Here is a 24,359-nt window from a genome sequence, read left to right as displayed (position 1 = left end):
CGTGGGAAGTGGCCGCCCGGTCAGGGCAGCCACCAGTTGGTCCGGAACACGCGCATGCTCCGAAATTAGCGCGCCGGCGGCACCCGGGCAAGTGATCATCGACGTGCCCTTTCCGGCGGCCGCGCGGCTACCGGCATGATTGTCGTCATGCCGACCCTGACCCGCGCCGAGGCCGCTGACCGGGCTTCCCTCGTCGACGTCGAGAGCTACCACGTCGACCTGGACCTGACCGGTACCGGCGACACCTTCCAGTCCCGCACCGTGGTCCGTTTCCGGGCCCGGTCCGGCGCGGCCACGTTCCTCGAGTTCGAGCCGGTCACGGTCGCCTCGATCACCCTGAACGGGCAGCCGGTGCCGCACCCGGCGGCGGGCGGGCAGCGGCTCGCGCTCAGCGGGCTGGCCGAGGAGAACGAGCTGGTCGTCGACGCGACGATGCGGTACTCGAACAACGGCGAGGGCCTGCACCGGTACACCGACCCGGCGGACGGCTCGGTCTACCTCTACCAGCACCTGTTCATCAACAACGCCGGGCGGGTGCTGCCCAGCTTCGACCAGCCCGACCTGAAGGCGTCGTTCCGGGTCAGCGTGACCGCGCCGGCCGCGTGGACGGTGGCCACCAACGGCCGGTTGGTCAGCCGGGACGGCGGCCGCTGGGAGTTCGCGCCGACCGAGCGGATCTCCACGTACCTGGCCTCGCTGATCGCCGGGCCCTGGCACGTGCGCACCGACGAGCACGACGGCATCCCGCTGGCGCTGTACGCCCGGGCCGCGCTCGCCGAGCCGCTGGACGCGCAGGCCGCCGAGATCTTCGAGATCACCAAGCAGTGCCTGGACCGGTTCCACCAGATGTTCGAGATCCGCTTCCCGTTCGGGCACTACCAGCAGGCGTTCGCCCCGGAGTTCAACTTCGGCGCGATGGAGTACCCGGGCCTCGTGGTGTTCCGCGACGAGTTCGTGCCCCGCTCGGCGATGACCGAGACCGAGCGTGAGCACCGGGCCAGCGTGATCGCGCACGAGATGGCACACCAGTGGTTCGGCGACCTGGTCACCATGGCCTGGTGGGACGACCTCTGGCTGAACGAGTCGTTCGCCGAGTACCTGGGTGCCCGGGTGACCGCGGACGCGACCCGGTTCACCGGCACCTGGACCACGTTCGCGCTGCACCGCAAGGGCTGGGGGCTGCGCGCCGACCAGCGGCCGTCCACCCACCCGGTGGCGCCGGCCGAGGTGTCCGACACCGATCAGGCGCTGCTGAACTTCGACGGGATCTCGTACGCCAAGGGCGCCGCGGTGCTCAAGCAGCTGATCGCCTGGCTCGGTGACGAGGCGTTCCTGGCCGGGCTGAACGCGCACTTCGAGGCGCACGCGTACGGCAACGCCACCCTCGCCGACCTGCTCGGCGCGCTCTCCAAGGCGAGCGGGCGGGACCTCTCCGGCTGGGCCGAGGTGTGGCTGCGCCGGGCCCAGGTGAACACGCTGCGGCTCGAGGTGCAGCGCGACGGGGACGTGTACCGCGAGGTCGCGGTGGTGCAGACCGCGCCGGACGGGTTCGCGACGCTGCGCCCGCACCGGATCGGCATCGGCCTCTACGACCACGCGGACGGGGCCGTGGTGCGCCGCGAGCTGCTCGAGGTGGACGTCGAGGCGACCGGCCGGACCGTGCTGCCGGCCCTGGCCGGGGTGCGCGCGGCCGACCTGCTGCTGCTCAACGACGGTGACCTGGCCTACGCGAAGGTCCGGCTCGACGCCGCCTCGGCGGCCGCGGTCCCGCTGCTGCTGCCGCTGCTCGGCGACTCGCTGGCCCGCGCCCTGCTCTGGGCCTCGACCCTGGACGCCGTGGTGGACGGCGAGCGCCCGGTGGCCGAGCTGGTCACGCTGGTCCTGGCCGCGCTGCCGGTGGAGACCGAGACGGTGATCATCGAGGACGTGCTGCGCGCCACCCGGGGCCTGGTCGACCGGTACGCCACCGCCGAGACCCGCCCGGCCGCCCTGGAGCTGGTCGCCCAGGCCGCCGACCGGCTGCTCGCCGTGTCACCGGCCGGCAGTTCCCGGCAGCTGGCCGCGGCCCGCGGGCTGGTCGGCGCGACCACCGACACCGCCCGGCTGCGCGCCTGGCTGGCCGGCGAGGGTGTCCCGGCAGGGCTGGCCGTCGACGCCGACCTGCGCTGGCTGGTGCTGTACCGGCTGGTGGTGCTGGGTGCGGCCGGTCCGGACGCGATCGAGGCCGAGCTGGCCGCCGACCGCAGCGCCACCGGCGAGCAGTGGGCAGCCCGCTGCCACGCGGCGCGGCCCGAGCCGGCGGCCAAACAGGCGGCGTGGGCGGCGATCGTCGGCGACGCCACCCTCTCCAACCGGCTGATCGAGCTCACCGCGCTCGGCTTCTGGCACCCCGAGCAGCGCGAGCTGCTGCAGCCGTACGTGGAGCGGTACTTCACCGAGATGCCGGAGATGATGCGGCTGCGCTCCGGGATGAGCGCGGAGAAGACGACGCTGGCGGCGTACCCCGCGGTGATGGTCTCGGCCCGGACCCGGGAGCTGGCGGCCGGTCTGCTGGCCGCGCCGGACCTGAATCCGATCCTGAACCGGGTGGTGCAGGACAGCGACGACGACATGCGGCGGGCGCTGCTGGCCCGCGAGTGACCGGCAGGTGACCGAAATTCCGGCTTTATGTGCTTGCACCCCGTAGCCTGATGCTACGGGGGTGAATGCGTGGAATGGTCCGCTGAACTGTCCTCCGGCCTGTTGCAGGCCGCGCCGGACGCGATCCTGGTCCTCGACGACTCACGGATCGTGCTGGCCAACGACCGTGCCGGGCAGATGTACGGGTGGCCCGGCACGGAACTGGTCGGCCAGCCCGTCGACGTGCTGCTCACCGAGGAGTCGAAAGCACTCGTACCGGAACGGCAGCACCTGATCGAGTCAGCCCTGCCCGGCTCGATCGGCACCATCGTGACCACCGCGCGACGGCGCGACGGCACCGAGTTCCCGGTCGAGTCGTCCACCACGATCGTCGAGACCCCGCAGGGCCGGTTCGCGGTCGCGGTGATCCGGGACGTCAGCGACCGCGACCAGGCCGCGGCGGAGCACGATCGGCTGCGCGCCGAGGCGCACCGGCACCGCGCCGAGCGGCTGGAGAGCCTGGGCCAGCTGGCCGGCGGGATCGCCCACGACTTCAACAACATGCTCGGGGTGATCCTCAACTACGCCAGCTTCGTGATCGAGGAGGCGGAGAGCCCGACGCCGGACCTGAAGGCGATCGCCGCCGACGCGAGCCAGGTGGTCCGGGCCGGCACCCGCGGCACCGACCTCACCCACCAGTTGCTCGCCTTCGCCCGGCGCGACGTGGTCCGCCCGGCGCCGCTCGACCTGAACCAGGTGATCGACGGGCTGTGCGAGACCCTGCGCGAGACGCTCGGCGAGAGGATCACGCTGATCGTCCGGCCCGGGGCGGACCTGCCGCCGGTGAACTGGGACCCGGGCCGCGCCGAGCAGATGCTGACCAGCCTGACCACCAACGCCCGGGACGCGATGCCCGAGGGCGGCAACCTGGTGATCGACACGTGGCGTCTCGGCGACCAGGTCCGGCTGCGGGTCTGCGACTCCGGCGAGGGCATGCCGGCCGACGTGCGGGAGCGTGCCTTCGACCCGTTCTTCACCACCAAGCCCAAGGGCGAGGCCACCGGTCTCGGCCTGGCCACCGTGTACGGGATCGTCACCCAGGCCGGCGGCGAGGTGAGCCTGACCAGCGAGCCGGGCCTGGGCACCACGGTCACCGTGCTGCTGCCGGCCGGCGAGGAGGCGGTGCCGGAGAAGCGCGACGAGGCGCCGGCCGCCACCGGCGGCAACGGCGAGACGCTGCTGGTGGTGGACGACGAGGCCGGGCTGCGCGACGTGGCCGGCCGGATCCTCAGCGGCGCCGGCTACGAGGTGATCTCCGCGGACGGTGGCTCGCAGGCGCTGGAGCTGGCCGCCCGGCACGCCGGAGAGATCGACCTGCTGGTCAGCGACGTGGTGATGCCCGGGATGCTGGGCAAGGAGCTCGCCGAGCGGCTGGTGGACGTACGGCCGTCCACCCGGGTGCTCTACATGTCCGGTTATGCCCAGCCGATCCTGGCCTCCCAGGGGAACCTTGACCCGGGTGTCGTGCTGCTGGAGAAGCCGTTCACGGCGAACGACCTGCTCGCCGCCGTCCGGAAACGCCTAGACGGCTGAACAGGGGTCGGCCGCACCGCTATTCTGCTGCGATGTCAGGCAGGCGGATCGGAATCATGGGTGGGACGTTCGATCCCATCCATCACGGCCACCTGGTCGCGGCGAGCGAGGTGCAGGCCCGCTTCGCGCTGGACGAGGTGATGTTCGTCCCGACCGGGCAGCCGTACGAGAAGGGCAAGGTCTCGCCCGCCGAGGACCGGTACCTGATGACGGTGATCGCCACCGCCTCCAACCCGCGCTTCCACGTGAGCCGGGCCGACCTGGACCGGGACGGGCCCACTTACACGGTCGACACGCTGCGCGACATGCGCGCGGTCTACGGCCAGTCTGCGGAGCTGTACTTCATCACCGGCGCCGACGCCATCGGCCGGATCATGTCTTGGAAGGACGCGATGACCATGCTGGGTCTCGCGCACTTCATCGGCGTGACCCGTCCCGGCTTCGAACTCTCCGCGGCGAACCTGCCCGCCGAGAGCGTCACCCTGGTCGAGGTGCCGGCCATGGCCATCTCGTCCAGCGACTGCCGCCAGCGGGTCGGAGCCGGTCTTCCGGTGTGGTACCTGGTCCCGGATGGTGTCGTGCAGTACATCAACAAGCGGGGGCTGTATCGGGACTCGGGGATTGTCGGACGCGCGTGAGACACTTGGGGCCTCTGACACCCGACCGAGGGGACTCTTTTGCCCGCCACTGAACGCGCTGTTGAACTGGCGTTGACGGCCGCACAGGCCGCCGCCGACAAGAAGGCGCAGGACATCACCCTCATCGACGTCGCCGAGCAGCTCTACATCACCGACGCGTTCGTCATCGCGTCGGCGTCGAATGAGCGTCAGGTCGTCGCGATCGTCGATGCCATCGAGGAAGCCCTGGTCAATCTGCCGGAGAAGGCGAAGCCGGTGCGCCGCGAGGGCGAGCGGCAGGGCCGCTGGGTGCTGCTCGACTACGTCGACATCGTGGTCCACGTGCAGCATTCCGAGGAGCGCGAGTTCTACGCCCTGGACAAGCTGTGGAAGGACTGCCCGACCATCCCGTTCGTCGACCGGGACATGGTCGACGCGGGCGCGGCCGGCTCCGAAGCGTCGTGACCACCCGCCTCATCGTCTGGCGGCACGGCAACACCGACTGGAACGCGGGACACCGCGTCCAGGGGCAGACCGACGTGCCGCTCAACGACCTCGGCCGCCGGCAGGCAGCGGAGGCCGCGGAGCTGCTGCTGACGATGCGGCCGGATGCGATCGTCGCCAGTGACCTGCAGCGGGCCGCCGACACGGCGGCTGCGCTGGCCACTCGCACCGGGCTCACGGTGAGCCACGACGAGCGGCTCCGGGAGCGGTTCTTCGGCTCCTGGCAGGGCCTGACCATGACCGAGGTGGCCTCGCAGCGGCCGCTGGAGTTCGCGCGCTGGAAGGCGGGCAAGGACGTCGGCGGTGACGTGGAGGATCTCGACGTCATGGGCAAACGGGTCAGCGACGCGCTGCAGGACGCGGCCGCGCTGGTCCCTGCCGGTGGCACGGTGGTGGTCGCCACCCACGGCGCCGCGGCCCGCCAGGGTCTCGCCCACCTGCTCGGCTGGTCCCGGGAGCAGAACCGCACGCTGCGCGCGCTGCAGAACTGTCACTGGGCCGAGCTGACCTACGACGAGGACCGGGACTGGCAGCTGGGGGCGTACAACGTGGGAGTCTTCGCCGACCGGCCGGTTCCCCCGGCGGTCTGACTCTTCCTCGTCGGCCTGCCTCTCCTGGTCGGACTGCCTCTTCTCGGTCGGCCTGCCTCTTCTTCGTCGGTCCGACGGAACCGATCATCCTTCCGGAGCGTCCAACTGCCATGATCCGTCGAACTGTCGTCCCCGCCGTCCTGCTCACGCTGGTGATCGCCGGCTGCGCACGTTCGCAGAGCGACACCGGGTCGGTCGAACCCGGCGCCGCTCCCTCGGTCTCCGTCCTCCCGGAGTCCACCTCCGCCCAGCCGGAGCCCTCGGTGACCACGTCCGGTAAGCCCGCCGCCGGCACCACCACGGTCACCGGCACGGTCACCGCCGGGGTCGAGCCGAACTGCCTGCTCCTGCAGGCCGGCAAGGCCCTCCACCTGCTGGTCTTCGGCGACGAGGCGCTGCGCGCGTCGGCCGTGGTGGGCAGCAAGGTGCGGGTGACCGGCACGCCGCAGCCCGGCACCATGACGACCTGCCAGCAGGGCGAGCCGTTCCTGGTGTCCTCGGTCACGCCTGGCTGATCCCGGACCGACCGGGGATCAGTACAGTTCGTGCATGACCATCGCGGTCGTCACCGACTCCACGGCATATCTTCCCGCTGAGCTGAACGGGCGGTACGACCTCACCATCGTGCCGCTCACCGTCGTGATCAACGGCTGGGACGGGCTCGAGGGCCTGGAGATCTTCCCGGCCGAGGTCGCCAGGGCGCTCGGTGCTCGCCGCACCTCGGTGAGCACGTCCCGGCCCGCACCGTCCCAGTTCGTCGACCAGTACCGCCGGCTCCTGGACGCCGGCGCGGACGGCGTCGTCTCCGTGCACCTGTCCGCCAAGCTCTCCGGCACGTTCGAGGCGGCCCAGCTGGCCGCCGCCGAGGTCGGCCCGCAGGTGCGGGTGGTGGACAGCGGCACTGCGGCGATGGGGCTGGGCTTCCCGGCGCTGGCCGCCGCCGCCGCGGCCAGGCAGGGGCAGGACCTGGCGGGGGTCTACCGGACCGCGGTCGAGCACGCCGCGCGGGTCAGCACGTTCTTCTACGTCGACACGCTGGAGTTCCTGCGCCGCGGTGGCCGGATCGGGGCCGCCTCGGCGCTGCTCGGCACCGCCCTCTCGGTCAAGCCGATCCTGCACGTGGCGGACGGCGCGGTGGTGGTGCGGGACAAGGTGCGTACCGCCGGTCGGGCGCTGAGCCGGCTGGTCGATCTCGCGGTCGAGGCGGCCGGGCCCGGTGAGGCCGACATCGCCGTGCACCATCTGGGCACCCCGGAACGCGCGAGCGCGCTCGTCGACGCGGTCACCATGCGGCTCGGCGACCGGCTGCGGGACTGCTACCTCACCGAGGTGGGCGCGGTGGTGGCCGCGCACACCGGACCCGGCCTGGCCGGGGTGATCGTGCACCGCCGGGACTAGGTGCCGGGGTCGGGCCACTTCCGGGCGCGCCAGCGGGCCGGGGTCAGGTCCTCCGCCGGGGTCAGCTCCAGGCCGGTCCAGGGCAGCACCCGGTCGCCGGCCTGCACCTCGTCGGCGGCCGGCAACAGGATCGGCGCGTCCCGCTCCCACAAGGCGCGGGTACGCCAGCCGTCCGTGTCCGAGCCGGTCAGTCGCAGTTCCGCGGCGTCCGGCAGCTCGGCGGCCTGCCGGTTGTACTCCTCGACGGCCAGGATCCGCTCGGCCCGGGACACCGCCGGGTGCAGCGGGTGGCCGGGTGGGGCGGGGTACGGGACCGGGCAGCCGTCCGGGCCGCTGACGTACGCCATCGGGGTCAACGACCGCGACGAGCGCGCGTAGATCTCCTCCACCTGGGCGAACAGCGCCCGGAGCAGGTCGTGGTCGTCGGCGGCGACCAGCAGGGTGCCGCGTTCCGGTGCGAACGCCACCGGCGGGCCGCCGACCTGCTCGGCGAGCCGGTCCAGCCAGCCCGGCAGCAGCAGGTGCGAGGTCCAGTAGGCGTTCCCGTCGTCGACGAACCGGACCACCACCGGCTTGGTCGTGGGCGCGCCGTGCAGCACCGCGCCGGAGAGGTTCGCCCGGGCGGCGTCGAACACCTGGTCCTCGGTCACCTCCCAGGCCGCCAGCTGGTCCGGCGTGACGTACGTGATGGTGTCGGGATGATCGACCACCACGAACTCGGACAGGAACGGCAATACCGGGCGGCACAGCGGTGCGCCCGCGGCGCTGCCGCGCAGCACCGGCCGCAACCTCGGCGCCGCGCTCGCCCAATCCTCCGGAAGATTTCCGGTACGGACGATGCCGGCCAGATACGCGCCCAGCTCACGACGGCTGCGCCCGAGCAGCGGGGTGAGCGGCAGAATCGTCGACTGCTCGTCGCCGGGCCGGGTGAACCGGACCTCGAAAGCAGCCGAGTAGTAGCGGGCGCCCGGAATGCCGGAGTGGCGCAGCCTCCGCACCACCCGGCCGGCCAGCCGGGCGCGGGCAACCCTGCGAAACAGCCCCACAACGCTGCCTATCGTCTCGCGGTGATCACACGGGCGTCGAGATCATCGTCGGTGGTCACGGCCGGCGTCAATCCATGGCCATCGACGGCGGTGATTGCCGGGCCGGTCTGCGCCTCGGTGATCTCGGAGAGCAGGAGCCCGCCCGGCGCGAGCCAGTCACCGGCCTGGGCGAGCACGGCCCGAAAGACGGTCAGGCCGTCGTCGCCGCCGTCCAGGGCGGTCCGGGGCTCGTGGTCGCGGGCCTCGGCGGGCAGGAAGGGCAGGTGGCGGGTCGCCACGTACGGGACGTTGGCCAGCAGGACGGTGATCCGGCCGCGCAGCTCGGGCGGCAGGGCGGCGAACAGGTCACCCTGGTGGACGTTGGCGCCCAGGTTGTCGCGGGCCGCCGCGACCGCGGCCGGGTCGAGGTCGGCGGCGTGCAGGGTGATCCCGGGGACCCGGTGGCGGACCGCGAGGCCGAGCGCGCCGGAGCCGCAGCACAGGTCGACGACCAGGGGCCGGGCCTCTTCGTCCGCTGCGGCGGTCGGGGATTGCGTGATCTGGCCTGTCAGTTCCGCCACGGCCGTGCGGACCAGGAGCTCGCTGCGGACCCGGGGGACGAAGACGCCGGGGCGCAGGCGGACCCGGATGCCGCAGAAGTCCGCGTAACCGACCACCTGTTCCAGCGGCTCGCCGGCGCACCGGCGTTCGACCATGGCGTCGAGGGAGGTGCCGTCCGCGGCCGCCTCGACGAGCACCGCGGCCTCGTCCTCGGCGAAGACACAGCCGGCCGCGCGGAGCCGGAGGATCGCCTCTTCTCTGGTCACGAAAGTGGTCCTTAGCAGAGCGGGAAAGATCGTGGTGGACGTCCACAGTGCCGGAACGTCCACAGCCGGGCCGGTCCCGAGCGGGCCGTTTTCACAGAATCCGACCCGTGCGAGACGCGAAGGATACCGACGACGTCGTGGCGACCCGGATGCGGGCGCTGCACGACGCAGACGCGGCCGGGCCGGTGGGCCGGGGCGGACCGGCCGGGCCACTGCGGTGGTCGGACATCGTGCCGGCCTGGGCCGAGGTCGACGGCCGTTCCGACGAGGCGCCCGGCTCCGGGCGTTCCGGGGGTGATGAGCATGGTCTGCCTGACGGACCTGGTGCGGCCGGCGCGGTTCCGCTGCCTGCCGGGGTGGAGAGTTATGCCTGGGAGATGGCGGGGGCGCCAGAGCCGCTTCCCGGTGCCGGTGCGTTCCGTGATGAGCCCGGGCCGGCGCTTCCCGGTGCCGGCGCGTTCGGTGATGACCCGGGCGGACCTCGGAAGTGGCTGCACGCCTTCGACCCGGGGCGGCCCGGTGTGCGGGCGCTGGCCGTGGTCGCCGTGGTGGTGGTGCTGGTCGCGGCGTTCCTGGCCTGGCAGTCGCGGCCCCGGGTGGAGCCGGTCGCGCCGGGCCTCGGTGTGACCCCGGCGGCCGGCCCGGTCGGCATGGTCGGTGCGGCGCCGGCCGGTGCGGGCCCGGTGGGTGCGGGCTCGGCCGGGGTAGCCAGTGCCTCGGCCGAGGTGGTGGTCGCGGTCGGCGGCAAGGTGCGCAAGCCCGGCCTGGTCCGGCTCGCGCCCGGCGCCCGGGTGGCCGACGCGCTGACCGCGGCCGGCGGCGCCGACCCCGGGGTGGACGTGGCCGGGCTGAACCTGGCCCGCAAGGTCACCGACGGCGAGCTGATCATGGTGGGTGCGAGCCTGCCGCCGGGCGCGGTGCCCACGGCCGGCCCGGTCCCGTCGGGCGGCGCCGGTCCGGCGGCTGGGCCGGCGGGTGGGCTGGTCAACCTGAACACCGCGACCCTGGCCGACCTGGACGGGCTGCCCGGGGTCGGTCCGGTGCTGGCCCAGCGGATCCTGGACGCCCGGACGGCGCAGGGTGGGTTCCGGGCGGTCACCGACCTGCGCAAGGTGGACGGGATCGGGGACGCGCGGTTCGAGCAGCTCAAGGACCTGGTGACGGTGTGAGCGGCCGGGAGCCGCGGGCGGCACCGGATCTGCGGCTGGCCGGGTTCACGGTGGGCGTCTGGCTGGCCGCGCTGGGCGCGCTGCACCAGCCGGCCCGCAGCGGGCTGCTCACCGGGGCGACCGCGCTGATCGTCGCGGGGGTGGGCGCACTGATCGGCCTGCGGCGCGCCTCTCCCCGCCGGCGTGCTGCCCCCGGGCAGGCGCTTTCCGGGGCAGCGGTCTCTTCCCGGGCGGCTGCTTTTCCCGGGGCGCTGCGGTGGATCGGGGTGGCGCTGGCGCTCGGCGCCGGGTGCGGGGCGGTGGCCACTGCCGCCCGGGTCAGCGTGCGGGAGGCCGGTGCGCTGGTGGCGCTGATCGAGGCCGGTGACCCGGTGGAGGTGCGCGCGGTGGTCCGGGACGATCCGCGGGCGCTGCGCGGGACCGCCGGGCCGCCCACCTACCTGGTCGCGGTCGAGCTGGAACGGGTCCGCCGCACGGACGGCGGCGAACCGATCCGGCTGTCCGCGCGGGCCCTGGTGCTCGGCAGCGACCCGGGCTGGCGCGGCCTGCTGCCCGGCCAGTACCTGACCGCCACCGGGAAGCTGATGCCGCCCCGACCCGGCGACCTGCGGGCGGCCGTCGTCTCGGTCCGCAAGCCGCCCCACCTGATCGGCGAGCCGTCCTGGGCCCAGCGGGCCGCCGGCCGGCTCCGGGCCGGGCTGCAACGGGCCTGCGCGCCGCTGCCGGACGACTCCGGCGGCCTGCTCCCCGGCCTGGTCGTCGGGGACACCAGCCGGCTCGACCCGGCCCTGGAGGCCGACTTCCAGACCACCGGGATGACCCATCTGAACGCGGTCAGCGGCTCGAACGTGGCGATCATCCTGGGGGTGGTCCTCTTCGCGGTGCGCCGGACCGGGGCCGGGCCGGCGCTCTGCGCGGCGGTGTGCGCGGTGGCGCTGGCCGGCTTCGTGATCCTGGCCCGGCCGTCGCCGAGCGTGGTCCGTGCCGCCGCGATGGGGGCGATCGGCCTGCTCGGGCTGGCCTCCGGGCGCCCCCGGGCGGCGGTGCCGGCGCTGGCCGCGGCCGCCGCGGTGCTGCTGTTCGCCGACCCGGAGCTGGCGGCGGACGCCGGGTTCACGCTCTCCGTGCTGGCCACCGGCGGTCTGCTGCTGCTCGCCCCGGTCTGGCGGGACGCGCTGCGGGCCCGGGGCTGGCCACCCGTCGCGGCCGAGGCGCTGGCCGTGCCGGCCGCCGCCCAGGTGGCCTGCGGGCCGGTGATCGCCGGGCTGTCCGGCACGGTGAGCCTGGTCGCGGTGCCGGCCAACCTGGTCGTCGTCCCGGCGATCGCCCCGGCCACCCTGCTCGGGGTGGCCGCCGCGCTGCTCTCCCCGGTGTGGCCGGCCGGGGCCGAGTTCGCCGGCTGGCTCGCGCACTGGCCGGCCGCCTGGCTGGTGCTCGTCGCGCGGACCGGGGCGCGGGTACCGGCCGGCGCGCTGCCCTGGCCGGCCGGGGTGGCCGGCGCCCTGCTGCTGGGCGGGCTCACGGTGGTGTTCCTGATCGCGGCCCGCCGGGCGGTGGTCCGCAAGGTGTCCGCCGTGGTGGCGGTCTGCGCGGTGCTCGGCGCCCTGCCGGTACGACTGCTCGCCACCGGCTGGCCCCCGCCGCACTGGCTGGTGGTGGCCTGCTCGGTGGGGCAGGGCGACGCGCTGGTGCTGCCGGCCGGCCGGGGCCGTGCGGTGGTGGTCGACGCCGGGCCGGAGCCGGACCCGGTGGACCGGTGCCTGCGCCGGCTCGGGGTACGACAGGTGGCGCTCTTCGCGGTCAGTCACTACCACGCGGATCACGTGGGTGGGGTGGACGGATTGTTCCGCGGCCGGGCGGTGGCGGCGGTGGTCGCGCCGGACTGGCCGGAGCCCGAGGGCGGCCGGGCGCAGGTCACCGCCGCCGCCGAGCGGGCCGGCGCGCCGGTGCGAGCGGTCGGCCCGGGGTGGACCTACGAGCGGGACGGGTTGCGGCTCGAGGCGCTCGGCCCGCTGGAGCCGCTGCGGGGCACCAACTCGGACCCGAACAACAACTCGCTGGTGCTGCGGGCCACGGTGGCCGGTCGCAGCGTGCTGCTGCTCGGTGACGCGGAGACCGAGGAGCAGGCCGACCTGGTCGAGCGGCTCGGCCCGGCGGCGCTGCGGGCCGACGTGCTGAAGGTGGCGCACCACGGCAGCGCGCTGCAGTCGCCGGAGCTGCTCGACGCGGTGGACCCGGCGGTGGCGCTGGTCTCGGTGGGTGTGGGCAACGACTACCGGCATCCGAACCCGGCGCTGATGTCCCGCCTGGCCACCGACGGCGCGCGGGTGCTGCGCACCGACCTCTCCGGCGATCTCGCGGTGCTCAGCGCGGCCGGCGGCGACCTGGCCGTGACCACGCGCGGGGCGGAGAGCGGCTGAACACCTGGGTGAGCCGGCCAAAGCGGCGCCCCCGAAGCAGCGGCGCCCCCGAAGCAGCGGCGCCCCCGAAGCAGCGGCGCCTCCGAAGCAGCAGCGCCTCCGGAGCAGCGGCGGCCTCAAGAGCGGCGGCGGCCCCGCAGCAGTGGTGGCCCGAAGCGACGGTGTCCTCAAGAGCGGTGGCGGCCCAAGAGCGGTGGCCCGCGGGCCGGCCGCCCGGTGCAAGAACGACATGCCGGAGGGCGATGAGGTATTTCCGGCGCCGGGTGCGACCCGGGACCGTCGGCGGTGGCCCGCCACCTCGCCGGACGATCCCGCAGGTCAGATTGTCTGACATATCCTTGCGTGCCGATATGTCTGGTTTCGCGTTCCGTGATCGATAGAGCTGCGCCAAAGAGTGAGCCTCGTCGGAGTGTCTGCCGGACGTGCGACGATGTCGGGCGTGAACGCCGCGCCACCACCCTTGTTGCTGCTCGTCCAAGGCGATGAGGAACTGCTCGCCGCCCGTGCCGTCACCGCGGCGGTGGAAGCGGCTCGAGCCGCCGACCCGGGCGCGGACGTCCGGGAATACGAGGCCGGCCAGCTGAGCCCGGGTGAGGTCGCCGAGATGCTCAGCCCGTCGCTGTTCGGCGGGCGGCGGGTGCTGGTCCTGCGCAACGGGCAGGACGCGCGCAAGGAGCTGGCCGCCGCGCTGCTGTCGTACGCGAAGAATCCGGACCCGGAGGTCACGCTGATCGTCACCCATCCGGGTGGCGCGAAGGGCAAGGCGTTCGCCGACGGCCTGCAGAAGGCCGGCGCGACGGTGGTGCCCGCGATGAAGCTGAAGAACGACCGGGAGCGGACCGCCTTCGTCCGGGACGAGTTCCGCCGGGCCGGCGGCCGGTGCGACGAGGCGACCGCGGCCGCGCTGCTCGCCGCGGTCGGCAACGACCTGCGGGAGATCGCGGCGGCCTGCTCGCAGCTGCTCGCCGACACCGACGGCAAGGTCACCGAGGCGGTGGTCGCTCGGTATTACAAGGGCCGGGCCGAGGTCAGCGGCTTCACGGTGGCGGACGCGGCGATGGTCGGCGACCTGCCCGGCGCGCTCGAGGCGCTGCGCTGGGCGCTGCACGTCGGGGTCGACCCGGTGCCGATCGCGGACGCGCTGGCCGACGGGGTGCGGACGGTCGCGCGGGTGGCGTCGGCCGGCAAGGGCAATCCGTACCAGATGGCCAGCACGCTCGGCATGCCGGCTTGGAAGATCCAGAAGGCGCAGGAGCGCAGCCGCGGCTGGACGCCGGACGGGCTGGTCGACGCGATGCGCGCCGCCGCGGTCTGCAACGCGGCGGTCAAGGGCGGCGCCGAGGACCGTGGGTACGCGCTGGAACAGGCCGTCTTCGCGGTGGCCGCGGCGCGCCGGTCCGGCGGTGCCCGATGACCCGCACGGTGCGTTCCCGGCGGGCCGGCGCGGCACACCAGCCGATGTACGCCCGGATGCTGCGCCTGCGCCACCTCAGCCCGAGCGGGCTGCTCTGCTTCGTCTTCCTGGAGGGCGCGATCGCGCTCGGCCTGCTGCTCGCCCTGGCCGAGCTGGTCAACTGGTGGGGTGTGCTGGTGCTGCCGTTCGCGGTGGCGGTGATGGTGAAGTTCAACGACCTGATGGCCGGGTGGCTGGCGCCGCCGCCCGCCGAGCCGGTGGCCGCCCGGGTCGCCGTGCAGCGGGCCGAGCGGGACACGTACCGGCCGCGCGGCGGGGGGCATGCGACCGAGTGGCCGCCGCCGCGAGTGCGGGCGCCGGTCGTGACGCCGCTGCCGGTGGAGCCGGCGCAGGGCCGGTCGACCGGAGTGGTCTGGTTCCCGCCGGAGAACGGGGCCGGCCGGCCGATCCAGGGCGGCCGTTACTCCGGGGGCGAGCCGGTGCGGGACGGGCGTTACCCGGCCGGTGCCGAGCAGCGGGCGGCCGGTCCGGCGGTGAACACGGCACCGGTGCGCCGGCCGTGGACCGACGAGGGGGACGTGCGGCAGCAGATGGCCCGGCAGTCCGCGGTGCGCCGCTACGAGTGACGACGTATCAAGAAAGCCCCGAGCGGATCCCGCCCGGGGCTTTGCTTTGTCCGTACCACATCGGGAAAACGAATCGGGCACCGCGCGGACCTTGAGGGTCCAGCGGTGCCCGGTTTCGCTCTGCCCGCCCGCCGGCGGGCGGAGCCAGTGACCGCATCGCTGCGGCCGCTGAATGTGATCCGAAAGGATCAGGCGGACAGCGAGGCGATCTTCTTGGCGATAGCCGACTTACGGTTGGCCGCCTGGTTCTTGTGAATGACGCCCTTGCTGACAGCCTTGTCCAGCTGACGCGAGGCGTCACGCAGCAGAGCGGTAGCCGACTCGTTGTTACCGGACGCGCTCGCCTCGTGAAGCTTGCGGATCACGGTCTTCAGCGAAGACTTGACCGACTTGTTGCGCAGACGGGCCTTCTCGTTCTGCCGGTTGCGCTTGATCTGGGACTTGATGTTCGCCACGCGACAGCCTTGTCCTGACTAGTTCGGAAAAATGGTCTAAACGAATGGCTGCCGCGCTGTGAGCACCGCTCCGGCAGGGCCGGAAAGAATGACCACAGCGTGTCACCACACGCGATGGACCAGACTACCAGCACGCCTCCGAGCCGCCAAAACGGCGTCAGCGGCGGAGCCAGCCGCGCTTGGCCGGGGCGGTGTCCCAGCCCCGGCGTTCGGCGAGCCAGGCGAGGGCCTGTTCGCCGCTGAACCGCTGGTGCTGGCGGCTGTGCGGCGACGCGCTGCTCGGCCCGCCGCCGGCCCGGACCAGCCAGTAGCCAGAGAGGGCCGCCAGAGCGCCGTCCACGCCCTCGTCCGGTGCGCCCCAGGCCCGGAGCACGGCGTCGGTGTCCAGGCCGCTGGCGTACGCGCTGACCAGCAGCGTGACCGTGTCGAACCAGGGTGCGCCGAGGCACGGCCAGGTCCAGTCGCAGAGCCAGGCCCGGCCGCCGGCGTCGATCAGCACGTTGTCCAGCCGCAGGTCACCGTGCATCAGGGCGTCGCCGGCGACCAGGTCGGGCAGGGCGCGCTCCAGCCTGGCCAGCTCGGCGAGCCGCTGCGGCGCGATCGTGGTGGTGGCCGGTTCCGGCATCGGCTCGCGGCGCTTGGCGATCAGCGACCACCAGGACATCTCGCCGCGCACGATCTCCGGCAGCCCGGGCAGGCCGACGGCGAGCAGCGCCGGTGACGGATGGGCCAGCGCGGTGGCCGCCGCCGACCAGGTGCGCAGGGCCGACTGGAGATCGTCGGGGGACCAGGGGAGCGGCGGGATCCGGCCGTCGATCGCCTCGAGGCACAGGACGTACCAGCCGGCGTCGGTCATGGTCCAGAGCGGACGGGCGGCGGTCACCTCCGGGGGCAGGGCCGCGGTGATGGCGGCTTCCCGGGCGTACCACTCGGCGGTGGGGTCGCCCAGCGGTGCGGCCTTCACGAACACGCCGGTGCCGGCCTCGGTGTCGAGCACGGCCGCGAAGGCCCGGGTGAAACCGCCGCCGGCGCTGCGCGCGGCGGACACCGGGGAGCCGAGGCGCGCGGTGATCGCCCGGCGCACGGGTTCCGGCAGGTCGGGCCAATCCGGGCGTACGGCGGTGGCGTCGTACGGAATCTCGGGCAGGGTGATCGGCCGCATGGGCCCCATCCTGCCGTCACCGACCGTGTCAGCGAAGGACTGTCGTACCGCACTGGCAGGATCGTCGTATGCGAACCGACGATTTCTGGGCGGTCATCGACCGCGCCACCGCCGACCGGCCGGCGTCCCCCGCCGAGGTGGCCGAGCGCGCCGTCGCCGACCTGGCCACCCGTGATCCGGAGGAGATCGTCGCCTGGGGCCGCCACCTGGACAAGGTGATGGTGGCCTCCGGCACCGAGGACCTCTGGGCCGCGGCCTATCTGATCAACAGCGGCGCCGACGAGGCGGGCTTCGACGCGTTCCGGGGCTGGCTGATCGCGCACGGGCGCAAGGCGGTGGCCGCCGCCGTCCCGGCACCCGACGTGCTGGCCAACGTGGTGGCGATCAAGGAGGGCGCCGACACCGGCGCCGTCTTCGAGGCCGAGGAGGTGCTCGGCATCGCGGCCCGGGCCTATGAGGAGGCCACCGGCACGCCGCTGCCCGCCGAGGACCGGCCCCGGCACCGGCCGGAGGTGGCCGACCTGTGGGACTTCGACAACGAGGACGAGATGCGCCGCCGGCTGCCCCGGCTCTCCGCGCTGTTCCTGGAGCCGCCGGACTGACCCCGGCTGCGCGGGAGGCGGGATCCCGGCTGCGCGGGAGGCGCCGGAACGGGTGTGATCGGACCTGCCCCCGCGGGCGTGGGACGATAGGGGGCGCCGGCGTTCGACCGGCGACACCCGCATCCGCAGAACCATCCCGAGAAGAACGGACGACCGTGCCTGGACCGCTCGACCCCGGCGTGAACGTGATCGGATCGACCGATCCCAGCCGTATCCGCAACTTCTGCATCATCGCCCACATCGACCACGGGAAGTCGACGCTGGCCGACCGGATGCTGCAGATCACCGGCGTGGTCGACCCGCGGCAGATGCGTGCGCAGTACCTCGACCGGATGGACATCGAGCGCGAGCGCGGCATCACCATCAAGTCGCAGGCCGTGCGGATGCCCTGGACCGTCCGCGAGGGCGCCCGGCAGGGCGAGACCGCCGTCCTCAATATGATCGACACCCCGGGGCACGTCGACTTCACCTACGAGGTCTCCCGCAGCCTCGCCGCCTGTGAGGGCGCGGTGCTGCTCGTCGACGCCGCGCAGGGCATCGAGGCGCAGACCCTCGCCAACCTGTACCTGGCGATGGAGAACGACCTGCGCATCATCCCGGTGCTCAACAAGATCGACCTGCCGGCCGCGCAGCCCGAGAAGTACGCCGAGGAGCTGGCCAAGCTCATCGGCGTCGACCCGTCGGAGGTCCTCCGGGTCTCCGGCAAGACCGGCATCGGGGTGTCGCACCTGCTCGACGAGATCGTCCGGGAGCTGGTGGCACCGGTCGGCGACGCCGACGCACCGGCCCGCGCGATGATCTTCGACTCGGTGTACGACGTGTACCGCGGCGTCGTCACGTACGTCCGGGTGATCGACGGCCGGATCAGCGCCCGCGACAAGATCAAGATGATGTCCACCGGCGCCGTGCACGAGCTGCTCGAGATCGGGGTGGTGTCGCCGGAGATGGAGAAGGCCGGCGCCCTCGGTGTCGGCGAGGTGGGCTACCTGATCACCGGCGTGAAGGACGTCCGCCAGTCCCGGGTGGGTGACACCATCACCGGCCACAACCGGCCGGCCAAGGAGGCTCTGGGCGGTTACAAGGACCCGAAGCCGATGGTCTACTCGGGCCTCTACCCGATCGACGGCTCGGACTACCCGGCGCTGCGTGACGCGCTCGACAAGCTCAAGCTCAACGACGCCGCGCTCACCTACGAGCCGGAGACCTCGGCGGCGCTCGGCTTCGGCTTCCGCGTCGGGTATCTCGGCCTCCTGCACCTGGAGATCATCGGCGAGCGGCTGGAGCGCGAGTTCAACCTCGACCTGATCTCCACCGCGCCGAACGTGGTCTACCAGGTGGTCACCGAGGACGCGAACGAGGCGACGGTCACCAACCCGAGCGAGTTCCCGACCGGCAAGATCGCTGAGATCCGCGAGCCGGTGGTGCGCGCCACCGTCCTGGTGCCGAACGAGTACGTCGGCGCGGTCATGGAGCTGTGCCAGAGCCGGCGCGGCGCCCTGCTCGGCATGGAGTACCTGTCCGCCGAACGGGTGGAGTTGCGCTACACGCTGCCGCTCGCCGAGATCATCTTCGACTTCTTCGACCAGTTGAAGAGCAAGACCAAGGGCTACGCGTCGCTGGACTACGAGCCCTCCGGCGAGCAGGTCGCCGATCTGGTCAAGGTGGACATCCTGCTGCACGGCGAGCCGGTCGATGCGTTCAGCGCCATCGTGCACAAGGACAAGGCGTACGCGTACGGCACGTCGATCGCCGCCAAGCTGCAGAAACTCATCCCGCGGCAGCAGTTCGAGGTGCCCATCCAGGCGGCCATCGGCTCCCGGATCATCGCCCGCGAGACCATCCGTGCGATCCGCAAGGACGTGCTCGCGAAGTGCTACGGCGGTGACATCAGCCGCAAGCGGAAGCTGCTCGAGAAGCAGAAGGAAGGCAAGAAGCGGATGAAGATGGTGGGCCGCGTGGAGGTGCCCCAGGAGGCCTTCATCGCCGCGCTCTCCACCTCCGAGGCGGCCGACCCGAAAGCCGCAAAAAAATAGGGCGGTTTGATTTCTCGGGGGGCCGGGAACTCTGTTGCTCGACGGACGCAACGAACGAGCTTCACCCCCCGAGAGGACTCCCCCAATGACTGTCACCGGAATCATCACCGCCCTGGTCGTCGGTCTGATCATTGGCGCCCTGGGCCGCCTGGTCGTACCCGGCAAGCAGAACATCCCGATCTGGCTGACCATGGTCATCGGTGTGGTCGCCGCCCTGCTCGGCACCGTGCTCGCCCGGGCCTTCGGCGTCGCCAGCACCAACGGCTTCGACTGGATCGAGTTCTTCTTCCAGGTCGTGCTCGCCGCCATCGGTGTCGCCCTCACGGTCGGCGTTGTCGGTCGCCGGGGCCTGACCCGATAACACCAAAAGCCGAAAAGCGCCGGACCTCGAAAGAGGGCCGGCGCTTTCGCTTTGCCCCGAAGCAGCTCCGGTCCGAAAGCAGCGGGTCCGAAAGGAAGGGTCAGAACCGGAAACGCTGCTGGGCCGACCGCCGGTTGATCCAGGCCGGCATCTCGCCGCTGTGTTCCGCGTACGGGTGCTGCTCCGCCGGGTCGTGGTTGCGGGTGATGTCCCGCAGGGTCAGCACCAGCCCCTGGACCAGGCGGTCGTCACGCAGGTCGCGGTAGGTCATCTCGACGAGCACCTGGGTCAGGTCGGCGCGTTGCAGGGCGCAGTGCACGGTGCCGTCGCCGAGCGAGCGCAGCGCGTTGCGCACCATGGGCCGATCGTCCGGGTGGACCAGCTCGTCGAGAGTGATCAGCGGGGGCAGTTCGTCCTGGCCGATCAGTTCGCGCAGCGCCGGGCTGGAGTACCGCACCCGCTGGTCGACGTCGATCACCACCATCATCTCGGCGGTGTTGCGGATCACAGCGCGCAGGTAGAGGTCGCTGTCCCGCCGGCCGACCGCCTCGACCAGGGTGATCCGGTCCAGGGCGAGCGCGGCCTGGCCGGCGAGCACCTCGAGCGCGTCGTGGCCGACGATCAGGTCCTCCCGGCGACCGGTGATGATCAGCGCGCCGCCGCTGGGCCGGACCACGTCGAGCGGCTCCAGCCGGAGCGGGCAGACCAGGGTGCGGTCGTCCGGCTCGGTGGCCGGCAACCACCAGCTGCGACCGGCCGGGCCGGCCGAGGCGGGTGGCAGGTCGGCCGGTGACAGTTCGTCGGCGAGCGCGACCCGGCGTACCCCGTGCGGTGGCAGCAGCTGGCTGACCGCCGCGCGCACCGCGGCGTCGACGGCGGGCCGGTCCGCGGCCGCGACCAGCGCCGCGGTCGCGGTACGCAGGCCCTGTTCCCGGGTCAGCGCCTGGCTGTGCTGCCGGATCGAGTCGGCCAGCCGGGTGATGGTGAGCAGCAGGGTGACCGCGGCGGTGACGGCGATCACCACGCCGTCCACGACCTGACCCTGCAGCGCCTCGATCAGCAGCACCGTCGGCGGGCCGCCGGCCGACGCGGCGAGCAGCACCGACCAGCGGAACTTCCACGGGCTGTGCCGCGACGGCGCCGGTTCGGTCAGCCGGATCATCGACGGGTGCAGCGCGGACAGGCCCCAGCAGACGTAGAGCAGCACGTACGCCGACTCGGTCAGCGGGCCCTCGGCCAGCGGATAGCCGATGTCGCCGGCCAGCATCCCGGTCGCGCCGGTCAGCAGCAGCCAGGCCGCGACGTTGCGCCGGTCGCCGGCCACCAGCCGACCGGCCACGCAGAGCAGCAGGACGTCACCGATCACGTCGGCGGCCGACACGTCGCCCAGCCGGCCGTTCGGGCCGATCACGAAGACCCAGACGATCAGCAGCGTCGAGCAGGCGAAGGCCAGCAGGTCGATCAGCCGGGCCCGGTCGACGAGCAGCGCGCCGCCCCGGGTGAACTGCATCAGGCAGACCGCGACCAGGCCGAACATGAACAAGTAGAAGGCGTCGGCCAGATCCCGCTGGCCGTACGAGTAGCAGACGTCGCCCACGGCGAGGACGGCCAGTGACGCGGCCAGCAACCACCACGGCGCCTTACGCGCCGGTCGATGGCGCCGCACACCGCAGATGATCGCGCCGACGCCGCCTGACCCGAGCAGGATCCATTCGAGCGCTCCCCAGAACACGTCCTACTTAGTACCAGGGTGGTTGCGCACTGTCCATGTCGATGTATACGCAGCGCGATTCGCGTTCTCAGCAGGGTGAATTACCGATAGTCACCGAAAGTTGCGGACAGTGTTGTCAGCTGAAGACTTCGGCGACGACGCGCCGGTCGTCGCCCGCCACGGCGGTGGTTACTTGCTGCCACTTTCCGTCTCCGGCATGCCACTCCAAGTCACCGAAACGTACCCGTTCGAGGCCGGTGCCTGAGGCGTGGGAAACCAGCCAGTGGGCATAGCGCCAGCCGCTGCTGGCGTTGCTGACCGAAACCGTCAAGCCGGCCGCTTCCTTGCCGACCAGGTCGAGCTTCTTGCCCCAGTCCAGTTTGAGCCCGGCCACCAGGGCGGTCGCGGCGGCGGCGCCCCGCACCACCGGGTCGCCGGTGACGGTGCACTCGACCGCGCCGGTGGCCAGGCCCATCAGCGCGCGGGCCAGGACCCGGGACTCGTCGGCCCACTTCTCGTACGCGTTCGGGTACGCCGAGCGCTGCACCTTCTGCGCGGCGTCGGTGACCCGCATGTCCTCCCAGCCCTTCACCTTCTTCAGGGCGGTGTAGAACTTGCTGGCCGCGTACCTCGGGTTCTTGATCTGGTCGAACGTGCCCCAGCCCTGGCTGGGGCGCTGCTGGAAGAGGCCGACCGAGTCGCGGTCGCCGTCGTCCAGGTTCTCCAGCTTGGACTCCTGGAAGGCGGTGGCGAGCGCGACCACCACCGCCTGCTCGGGCATCTCCTTGCGGATGCCGACCGCGGCGATGGTCGCGGCGTTGGCCATCTGCACCGAGTCGAGGGTGACCTCACCGTCGGCGCGCACCGTGCACTCCGGGCCGATCCGGGGCAGGGTGATCGCGCCCGGGACCTTGTGCAGCACGATGATCACGCTGACCACGGCGATGAGGGCGAGCGAGGCCAGAACCCCGATGACCGTTTTCACCCGCACCACACCTCCTTCGCCGCCGGACGCCAACACTAATCAACGCACGCACGAAGATCACCGTGACTGTGCGGAGCGTGTTGTTCAGGGCGATGGCACCCAATTCGGGTCGCGCTTGGCCTGACGTGCGGAAACTCCCTCCCGGCCCTCCGCCGAGGTGAAATATCCGGCTGAACGGTCACTCAGTTCGGCCAGTTCGGTGCGGATCGACTCCGACCTCGTACGCCGGAGAAGTTGTTTGGTCCCGGCCAGCGCGAGCGGACCGCCGCGAATGAGCGAGGCGCAGTAGGCGGCGACCGCCGTGTCCAGGTCCTCCTCCGGCACCGCGGCCGTGACCAGCCCGATCGCCGCGGCCCGGTCCCCGTCGAAGACGTCGCCGGTGAGGTAGAGCTCGGCCGCGGCCCGGGGCGCCAGCCGGGGCAGCACGGTGGCGCTGATCACCGCGGGGATCACGCCGAGCCGCACCTCGGTGAACGCGAACGTCGCCGCCCGGGTGCAGACCGCCAGGTCGGCGGCGCCGATCAGGCCCAGCCCACCGGCCCGGGCCGGCCCGGCGATCCGGGCCACCACCGGCTTGGGGAACTCCCAGATCGCGGCGAGCAGGTCGGCCATCAGCTCGACCGGCAGCCGCTCGCCGGGCCGGGTGGCGGCGGTCTCCTTCAGGTCGGCGCCGGAGCAGAAGACCGGGCCGGTGTGCGAGAGGACCACCACCCGCGTCTCCGGGGTGGCGGCCGCGGCGCCGAGCGCGGCGAGCAGTTCGGTGATCAGGGCACGGGACAGGGCGTTGCGATTCGCCGGGCTGTCCAGCGTCAGGGTGGTCACCCCGGCGTCGGTGGCGGTAAGGACCAGACTCATGTCCGGGACCCTAACCGGCACCAGGCACACTTGGCGGATGGCCGGCGCACTCCCTGATGGTGAACCCGTACCCGCTGACGGGTCACTTCCCGACGAGGCGACCCGTGACGTGGGCGCGAACGGGTTCGCGGTCTACGTCCACGTCCCGTTCTGCGCCAGCCGCTGCGGGTACTGCGACTTCAACACGTACACGGCCAGTGAGCTGGGCGGCGGCGCGAGCCGGGACGAGTACGCCGCGACCGTCCTGCGCGAGCTGGACCTGGCCGCCAAGGTGGTGCAGCCGCGCCGGGTCGACACGGTCTTCGTCGGCGGTGGCACACCGACCCTGCTCAGCCCGTCCGACCTGGGCCGGATCCTGGAGGGGATCGACCGCACCTGGGGGCTGGCCGCGGACGCCGAGGTGACCACCGAGGCGAACCCGGAGTCGGTGGACCTCGCCTCGCTCAAGCAGTTGAGAGCAGCCGGCTTCACCCGGATCTCGCTCGGCATGCAGTCCTCGGCCTCGCACGTGCTGCGGGTGCTCGACCGCAAACACACCGCGGGCCGGGCGCCGGAGGCCGCGCTGGAGGCCCGGGAGGCCGGGTTCGAGCACGTGAACCTGGATCTGATCTACGGAACGCCGGGGGAGACCGCCGACGACTTCGCGCGCTCGCTGCAGACCGTGGTGGACGCCGGGGTGGATCACGTCAGCGCGTACGCCCTGATCGTCGAGGACGGCACCCGGATGGCGGTCCGGATGCGCCGGGGCGAGCTGCCGTACCCGTCCGACGACGTCGCGGCCGACCGCTACCTGGCCGCCGAGCAGGCGCTGACCGCGGCCGGCTTCGGCTGGTACGAGGTGTCCAACTGGGCGCGCGAGGGCGGGGAGTGCCGGCACAACCTGCTCTACTGGACCGGCGCGGACTGGTGGGGGCTCGGCCCCGGCGCGCACAGCCACGTCGGCGGGGTGCGCTGGTGGAACGTGAAGCACCCGTCGGCGTACGCGAAACGCCTGGCCGACGGCGTCTCACCGGGGCACGGGCGGGAGTTGCTCAGCGCCGAGGACCAGCACGTCGAGGACGTGATGCTGCGGGTCCGGCTGCGCGAGGGCATCGCGCTGGACCGGGTGGAGGGCGCGGCCGCCGCTCAGGCGCTCGCCGACGGCCTGCTCGACCCGGCGGCGTTCTCGGCCGGCCGGCTCGTGCTCACGCTGCGCGGGCGGCTGCTGGCCGACGCGGTGATCCGGGACGTGCTCCCGTGACCATGCCAACCCGGCGCTCTCTCTAGCCCGCTCGTGGCGGCGGACCGTACTGTTCGGTTCCGTCCCTGACCAAGAACCGCGGTGGTCGGTCCTTTCGATCATCGCGCTGCAGGCAGTGGAGACGTAGACTGGCACTCTGTCCGCGGGAGTGCC

At 72.7% G+C, this 24,359-nt stretch carries 22 protein-coding genes; 15 read left to right on the top strand and 7 right to left on the bottom strand.

Translation table 11 applies throughout. From position 1 onward, the window contains the following. Window positions 1-147: 147 nt before the first annotated feature. The 7 genes from pepN (at window position 148) to ADL15_RS01090 (ending at window position 7,321) form a co-directional block, all read left to right on the top strand. Window positions 148-2,640 carry an aminopeptidase N gene (gene pepN / locus ADL15_RS01120; RefSeq protein WP_067684101.1) on the top strand — a complete coding sequence of 831 codons (2,493 nt, stop codon included), beginning with the start codon at window positions 148-150 and terminating at the stop codon, window positions 2,638-2,640. A gap of 69 nt (window positions 2,641-2,709) precedes the next feature. Continuing rightward, window positions 2,710-4,212, top strand: a complete 1,503-nt coding sequence (locus ADL15_RS01115) for a hybrid sensor histidine kinase/response regulator (protein WP_067684098.1) — start codon at window positions 2,710-2,712, stop codon at window positions 4,210-4,212. A 32-nt stretch (window positions 4,213-4,244) separates the two neighbouring features. After that, window positions 4,245-4,850 carry a nicotinate-nucleotide adenylyltransferase gene (gene nadD, locus ADL15_RS01110; protein WP_067684095.1) on the top strand — a complete coding sequence of 202 codons (606 nt, stop codon included), beginning with the start codon at window positions 4,245-4,247 and terminating at the stop codon, window positions 4,848-4,850. Between the two features lie 39 nt (window positions 4,851-4,889). Beyond that, window positions 4,890-5,294, top strand: a complete 405-nt coding sequence (rsfS, locus tag ADL15_RS01105; protein ID WP_067684092.1) for a ribosome silencing factor — start codon at window positions 4,890-4,892, stop codon at window positions 5,292-5,294. Further along, window positions 5,291-5,923 carry a histidine phosphatase family protein gene (locus ADL15_RS01100; RefSeq protein WP_067684089.1) on the top strand — a complete coding sequence of 211 codons (633 nt, stop codon included), beginning with the start codon at window positions 5,291-5,293 and terminating at the stop codon, window positions 5,921-5,923. The genes rsfS and ADL15_RS01100 overlap by 4 nt, the downstream gene beginning before the upstream one ends. 110 nt (window positions 5,924-6,033) lie before the next feature. After that, a complete protein-coding gene (locus ADL15_RS01095; protein ID WP_067684083.1) occupies window positions 6,034-6,438 on the top strand; it encodes a hypothetical protein in 405 nt (134 codons plus the stop codon). A gap of 34 nt (window positions 6,439-6,472) precedes the next feature. Further along, on the top strand, window positions 6,473-7,321 hold the full coding sequence (locus ADL15_RS01090; RefSeq protein ID WP_067684082.1) for a DegV family protein: 849 nt from the start codon (window positions 6,473-6,475) through the stop codon (window positions 7,319-7,321). Here ADL15_RS01090 and ADL15_RS01085 read toward each other — a convergent pair. Both ADL15_RS01085 and ADL15_RS01080 read right to left on the bottom strand, forming a co-directional pair. Continuing rightward, the gene (locus tag ADL15_RS01085) at window positions 7,318-8,367 is read right to left on the bottom strand and encodes a hypothetical protein (protein ID WP_067684080.1); all 1,050 of its coding nucleotides are present in this window, start codon (window positions 8,365-8,367) and stop codon (window positions 7,318-7,320) included. The two genes, ADL15_RS01090 and ADL15_RS01085, sit on opposite strands and share 4 nt — an antisense overlap. 8 nt (window positions 8,368-8,375) lie before the next feature. Continuing rightward, window positions 8,376-9,173 carry a putative protein N(5)-glutamine methyltransferase gene (locus tag ADL15_RS01080; RefSeq protein WP_067684077.1) on the bottom strand — a complete coding sequence of 266 codons (798 nt, stop codon included), beginning with the start codon at window positions 9,171-9,173 and terminating at the stop codon, window positions 8,376-8,378. A 107-nt stretch (window positions 9,174-9,280) separates the two neighbouring features. On the opposite strand from ADL15_RS01080, the gene ADL15_RS01075 reads away from it, so the two are divergent. The 4 genes from ADL15_RS01075 (at window position 9,281) to ADL15_RS56970 (ending at window position 14,802) form a co-directional block, all read left to right on the top strand. Beyond that, window positions 9,281-10,342 carry a helix-hairpin-helix domain-containing protein gene (locus ADL15_RS01075; protein ID WP_394326899.1) on the top strand — a complete coding sequence of 354 codons (1,062 nt, stop codon included), beginning with the start codon at window positions 9,281-9,283 and terminating at the stop codon, window positions 10,340-10,342. After that, entirely contained in the window at window positions 10,339-12,762 is a 2,424-nt protein-coding gene (locus ADL15_RS01070; protein ID WP_067684074.1) for a ComEC/Rec2 family competence protein, read from the top strand. Before ADL15_RS01075 ends, ADL15_RS01070 begins: the two co-directional genes overlap by 4 nt. 430 nt (window positions 12,763-13,192) lie before the next feature. Then, entirely contained in the window at window positions 13,193-14,176 is a 984-nt protein-coding gene (gene holA, locus ADL15_RS01065) for a DNA polymerase III subunit delta (protein ID WP_067684071.1), read from the top strand. Next, complete coding sequence (locus tag ADL15_RS56970; protein ID WP_067684064.1) at window positions 14,173-14,802, top strand: hypothetical protein; 630 nt, start codon at window positions 14,173-14,175, stop codon at window positions 14,800-14,802. Before holA ends, ADL15_RS56970 begins: the two co-directional genes overlap by 4 nt. 188 nt (window positions 14,803-14,990) lie before the next feature. On the opposite strand, the gene rpsT is transcribed toward ADL15_RS56970, so the two are convergent. Next, complete coding sequence (gene rpsT, locus ADL15_RS01055) at window positions 14,991-15,257, bottom strand: 30S ribosomal protein S20 (protein WP_067684061.1); 267 nt, start codon at window positions 15,255-15,257, stop codon at window positions 14,991-14,993. A 157-nt stretch (window positions 15,258-15,414) separates the two neighbouring features. Continuing rightward, the gene (locus ADL15_RS01050; protein WP_067684058.1) at window positions 15,415-16,419 is read right to left on the bottom strand and encodes a phosphotransferase family protein; all 1,005 of its coding nucleotides are present in this window, start codon (window positions 16,417-16,419) and stop codon (window positions 15,415-15,417) included. 68 nt (window positions 16,420-16,487) lie between these two features. Here ADL15_RS01050 and ADL15_RS01045 point away from each other — a divergent pair, with 68 nt between their 5' ends. From ADL15_RS01045 to ADL15_RS01035, 3 genes are all read left to right on the top strand, one after another. Beyond that, entirely contained in the window at window positions 16,488-17,021 is a 534-nt protein-coding gene (locus ADL15_RS01045; RefSeq protein ID WP_067684055.1) for a DUF4240 domain-containing protein, read from the top strand. A gap of 155 nt (window positions 17,022-17,176) precedes the next feature. After that, a complete protein-coding gene (gene lepA, locus ADL15_RS01040; protein ID WP_067684052.1) occupies window positions 17,177-19,054 on the top strand; it encodes a translation elongation factor 4 in 1,878 nt (625 codons plus the stop codon). A gap of 85 nt (window positions 19,055-19,139) precedes the next feature. Beyond that, on the top strand, window positions 19,140-19,415 hold the full coding sequence (locus tag ADL15_RS01035; protein ID WP_067684049.1) for a GlsB/YeaQ/YmgE family stress response membrane protein: 276 nt from the start codon (window positions 19,140-19,142) through the stop codon (window positions 19,413-19,415). A gap of 100 nt (window positions 19,416-19,515) precedes the next feature. Here ADL15_RS01035 and ADL15_RS01030 read toward each other — a convergent pair whose 3' ends face one another. From ADL15_RS01030 to ADL15_RS01020, 3 genes are all read right to left on the bottom strand, one after another. Next, window positions 19,516-21,147, bottom strand: coding sequence for a PAS domain-containing protein (locus ADL15_RS01030; protein ID WP_067684046.1), 1,632 nt, complete (start codon window positions 21,145-21,147; stop codon window positions 19,516-19,518). Window positions 21,148-21,262: 115 nt separating this feature from the next. Further along, window positions 21,263-22,111 carry a hypothetical protein gene (locus tag ADL15_RS01025; protein WP_067684226.1) on the bottom strand — a complete coding sequence of 283 codons (849 nt, stop codon included), beginning with the start codon at window positions 22,109-22,111 and terminating at the stop codon, window positions 21,263-21,265. Between the two features lie 84 nt (window positions 22,112-22,195). Then, window positions 22,196-22,966 carry an enoyl-CoA hydratase-related protein gene (locus tag ADL15_RS01020; protein ID WP_067684043.1) on the bottom strand — a complete coding sequence of 257 codons (771 nt, stop codon included), beginning with the start codon at window positions 22,964-22,966 and terminating at the stop codon, window positions 22,196-22,198. A gap of 37 nt (window positions 22,967-23,003) precedes the next feature. Between ADL15_RS01020 and hemW the strand changes: the two genes are divergently transcribed. Then, complete coding sequence (gene hemW / locus ADL15_RS01015; RefSeq protein WP_157441080.1) at window positions 23,004-24,206, top strand: radical SAM family heme chaperone HemW; 1,203 nt, start codon at window positions 23,004-23,006, stop codon at window positions 24,204-24,206. Window positions 24,207-24,359 lie beyond the last annotated feature (153 nt).

The sequence above is a fragment of the Actinoplanes awajinensis subsp. mycoplanecinus genome (assembly GCF_001509495.1).
Lineage (GTDB): Bacteria > Actinomycetota > Actinomycetes > Mycobacteriales > Micromonosporaceae > Actinoplanes > Actinoplanes palleronii.
The sequence above is the reverse complement of the archived record's forward strand: the minus strand, read 5'-3'. Positions and strand labels throughout refer to the sequence as shown.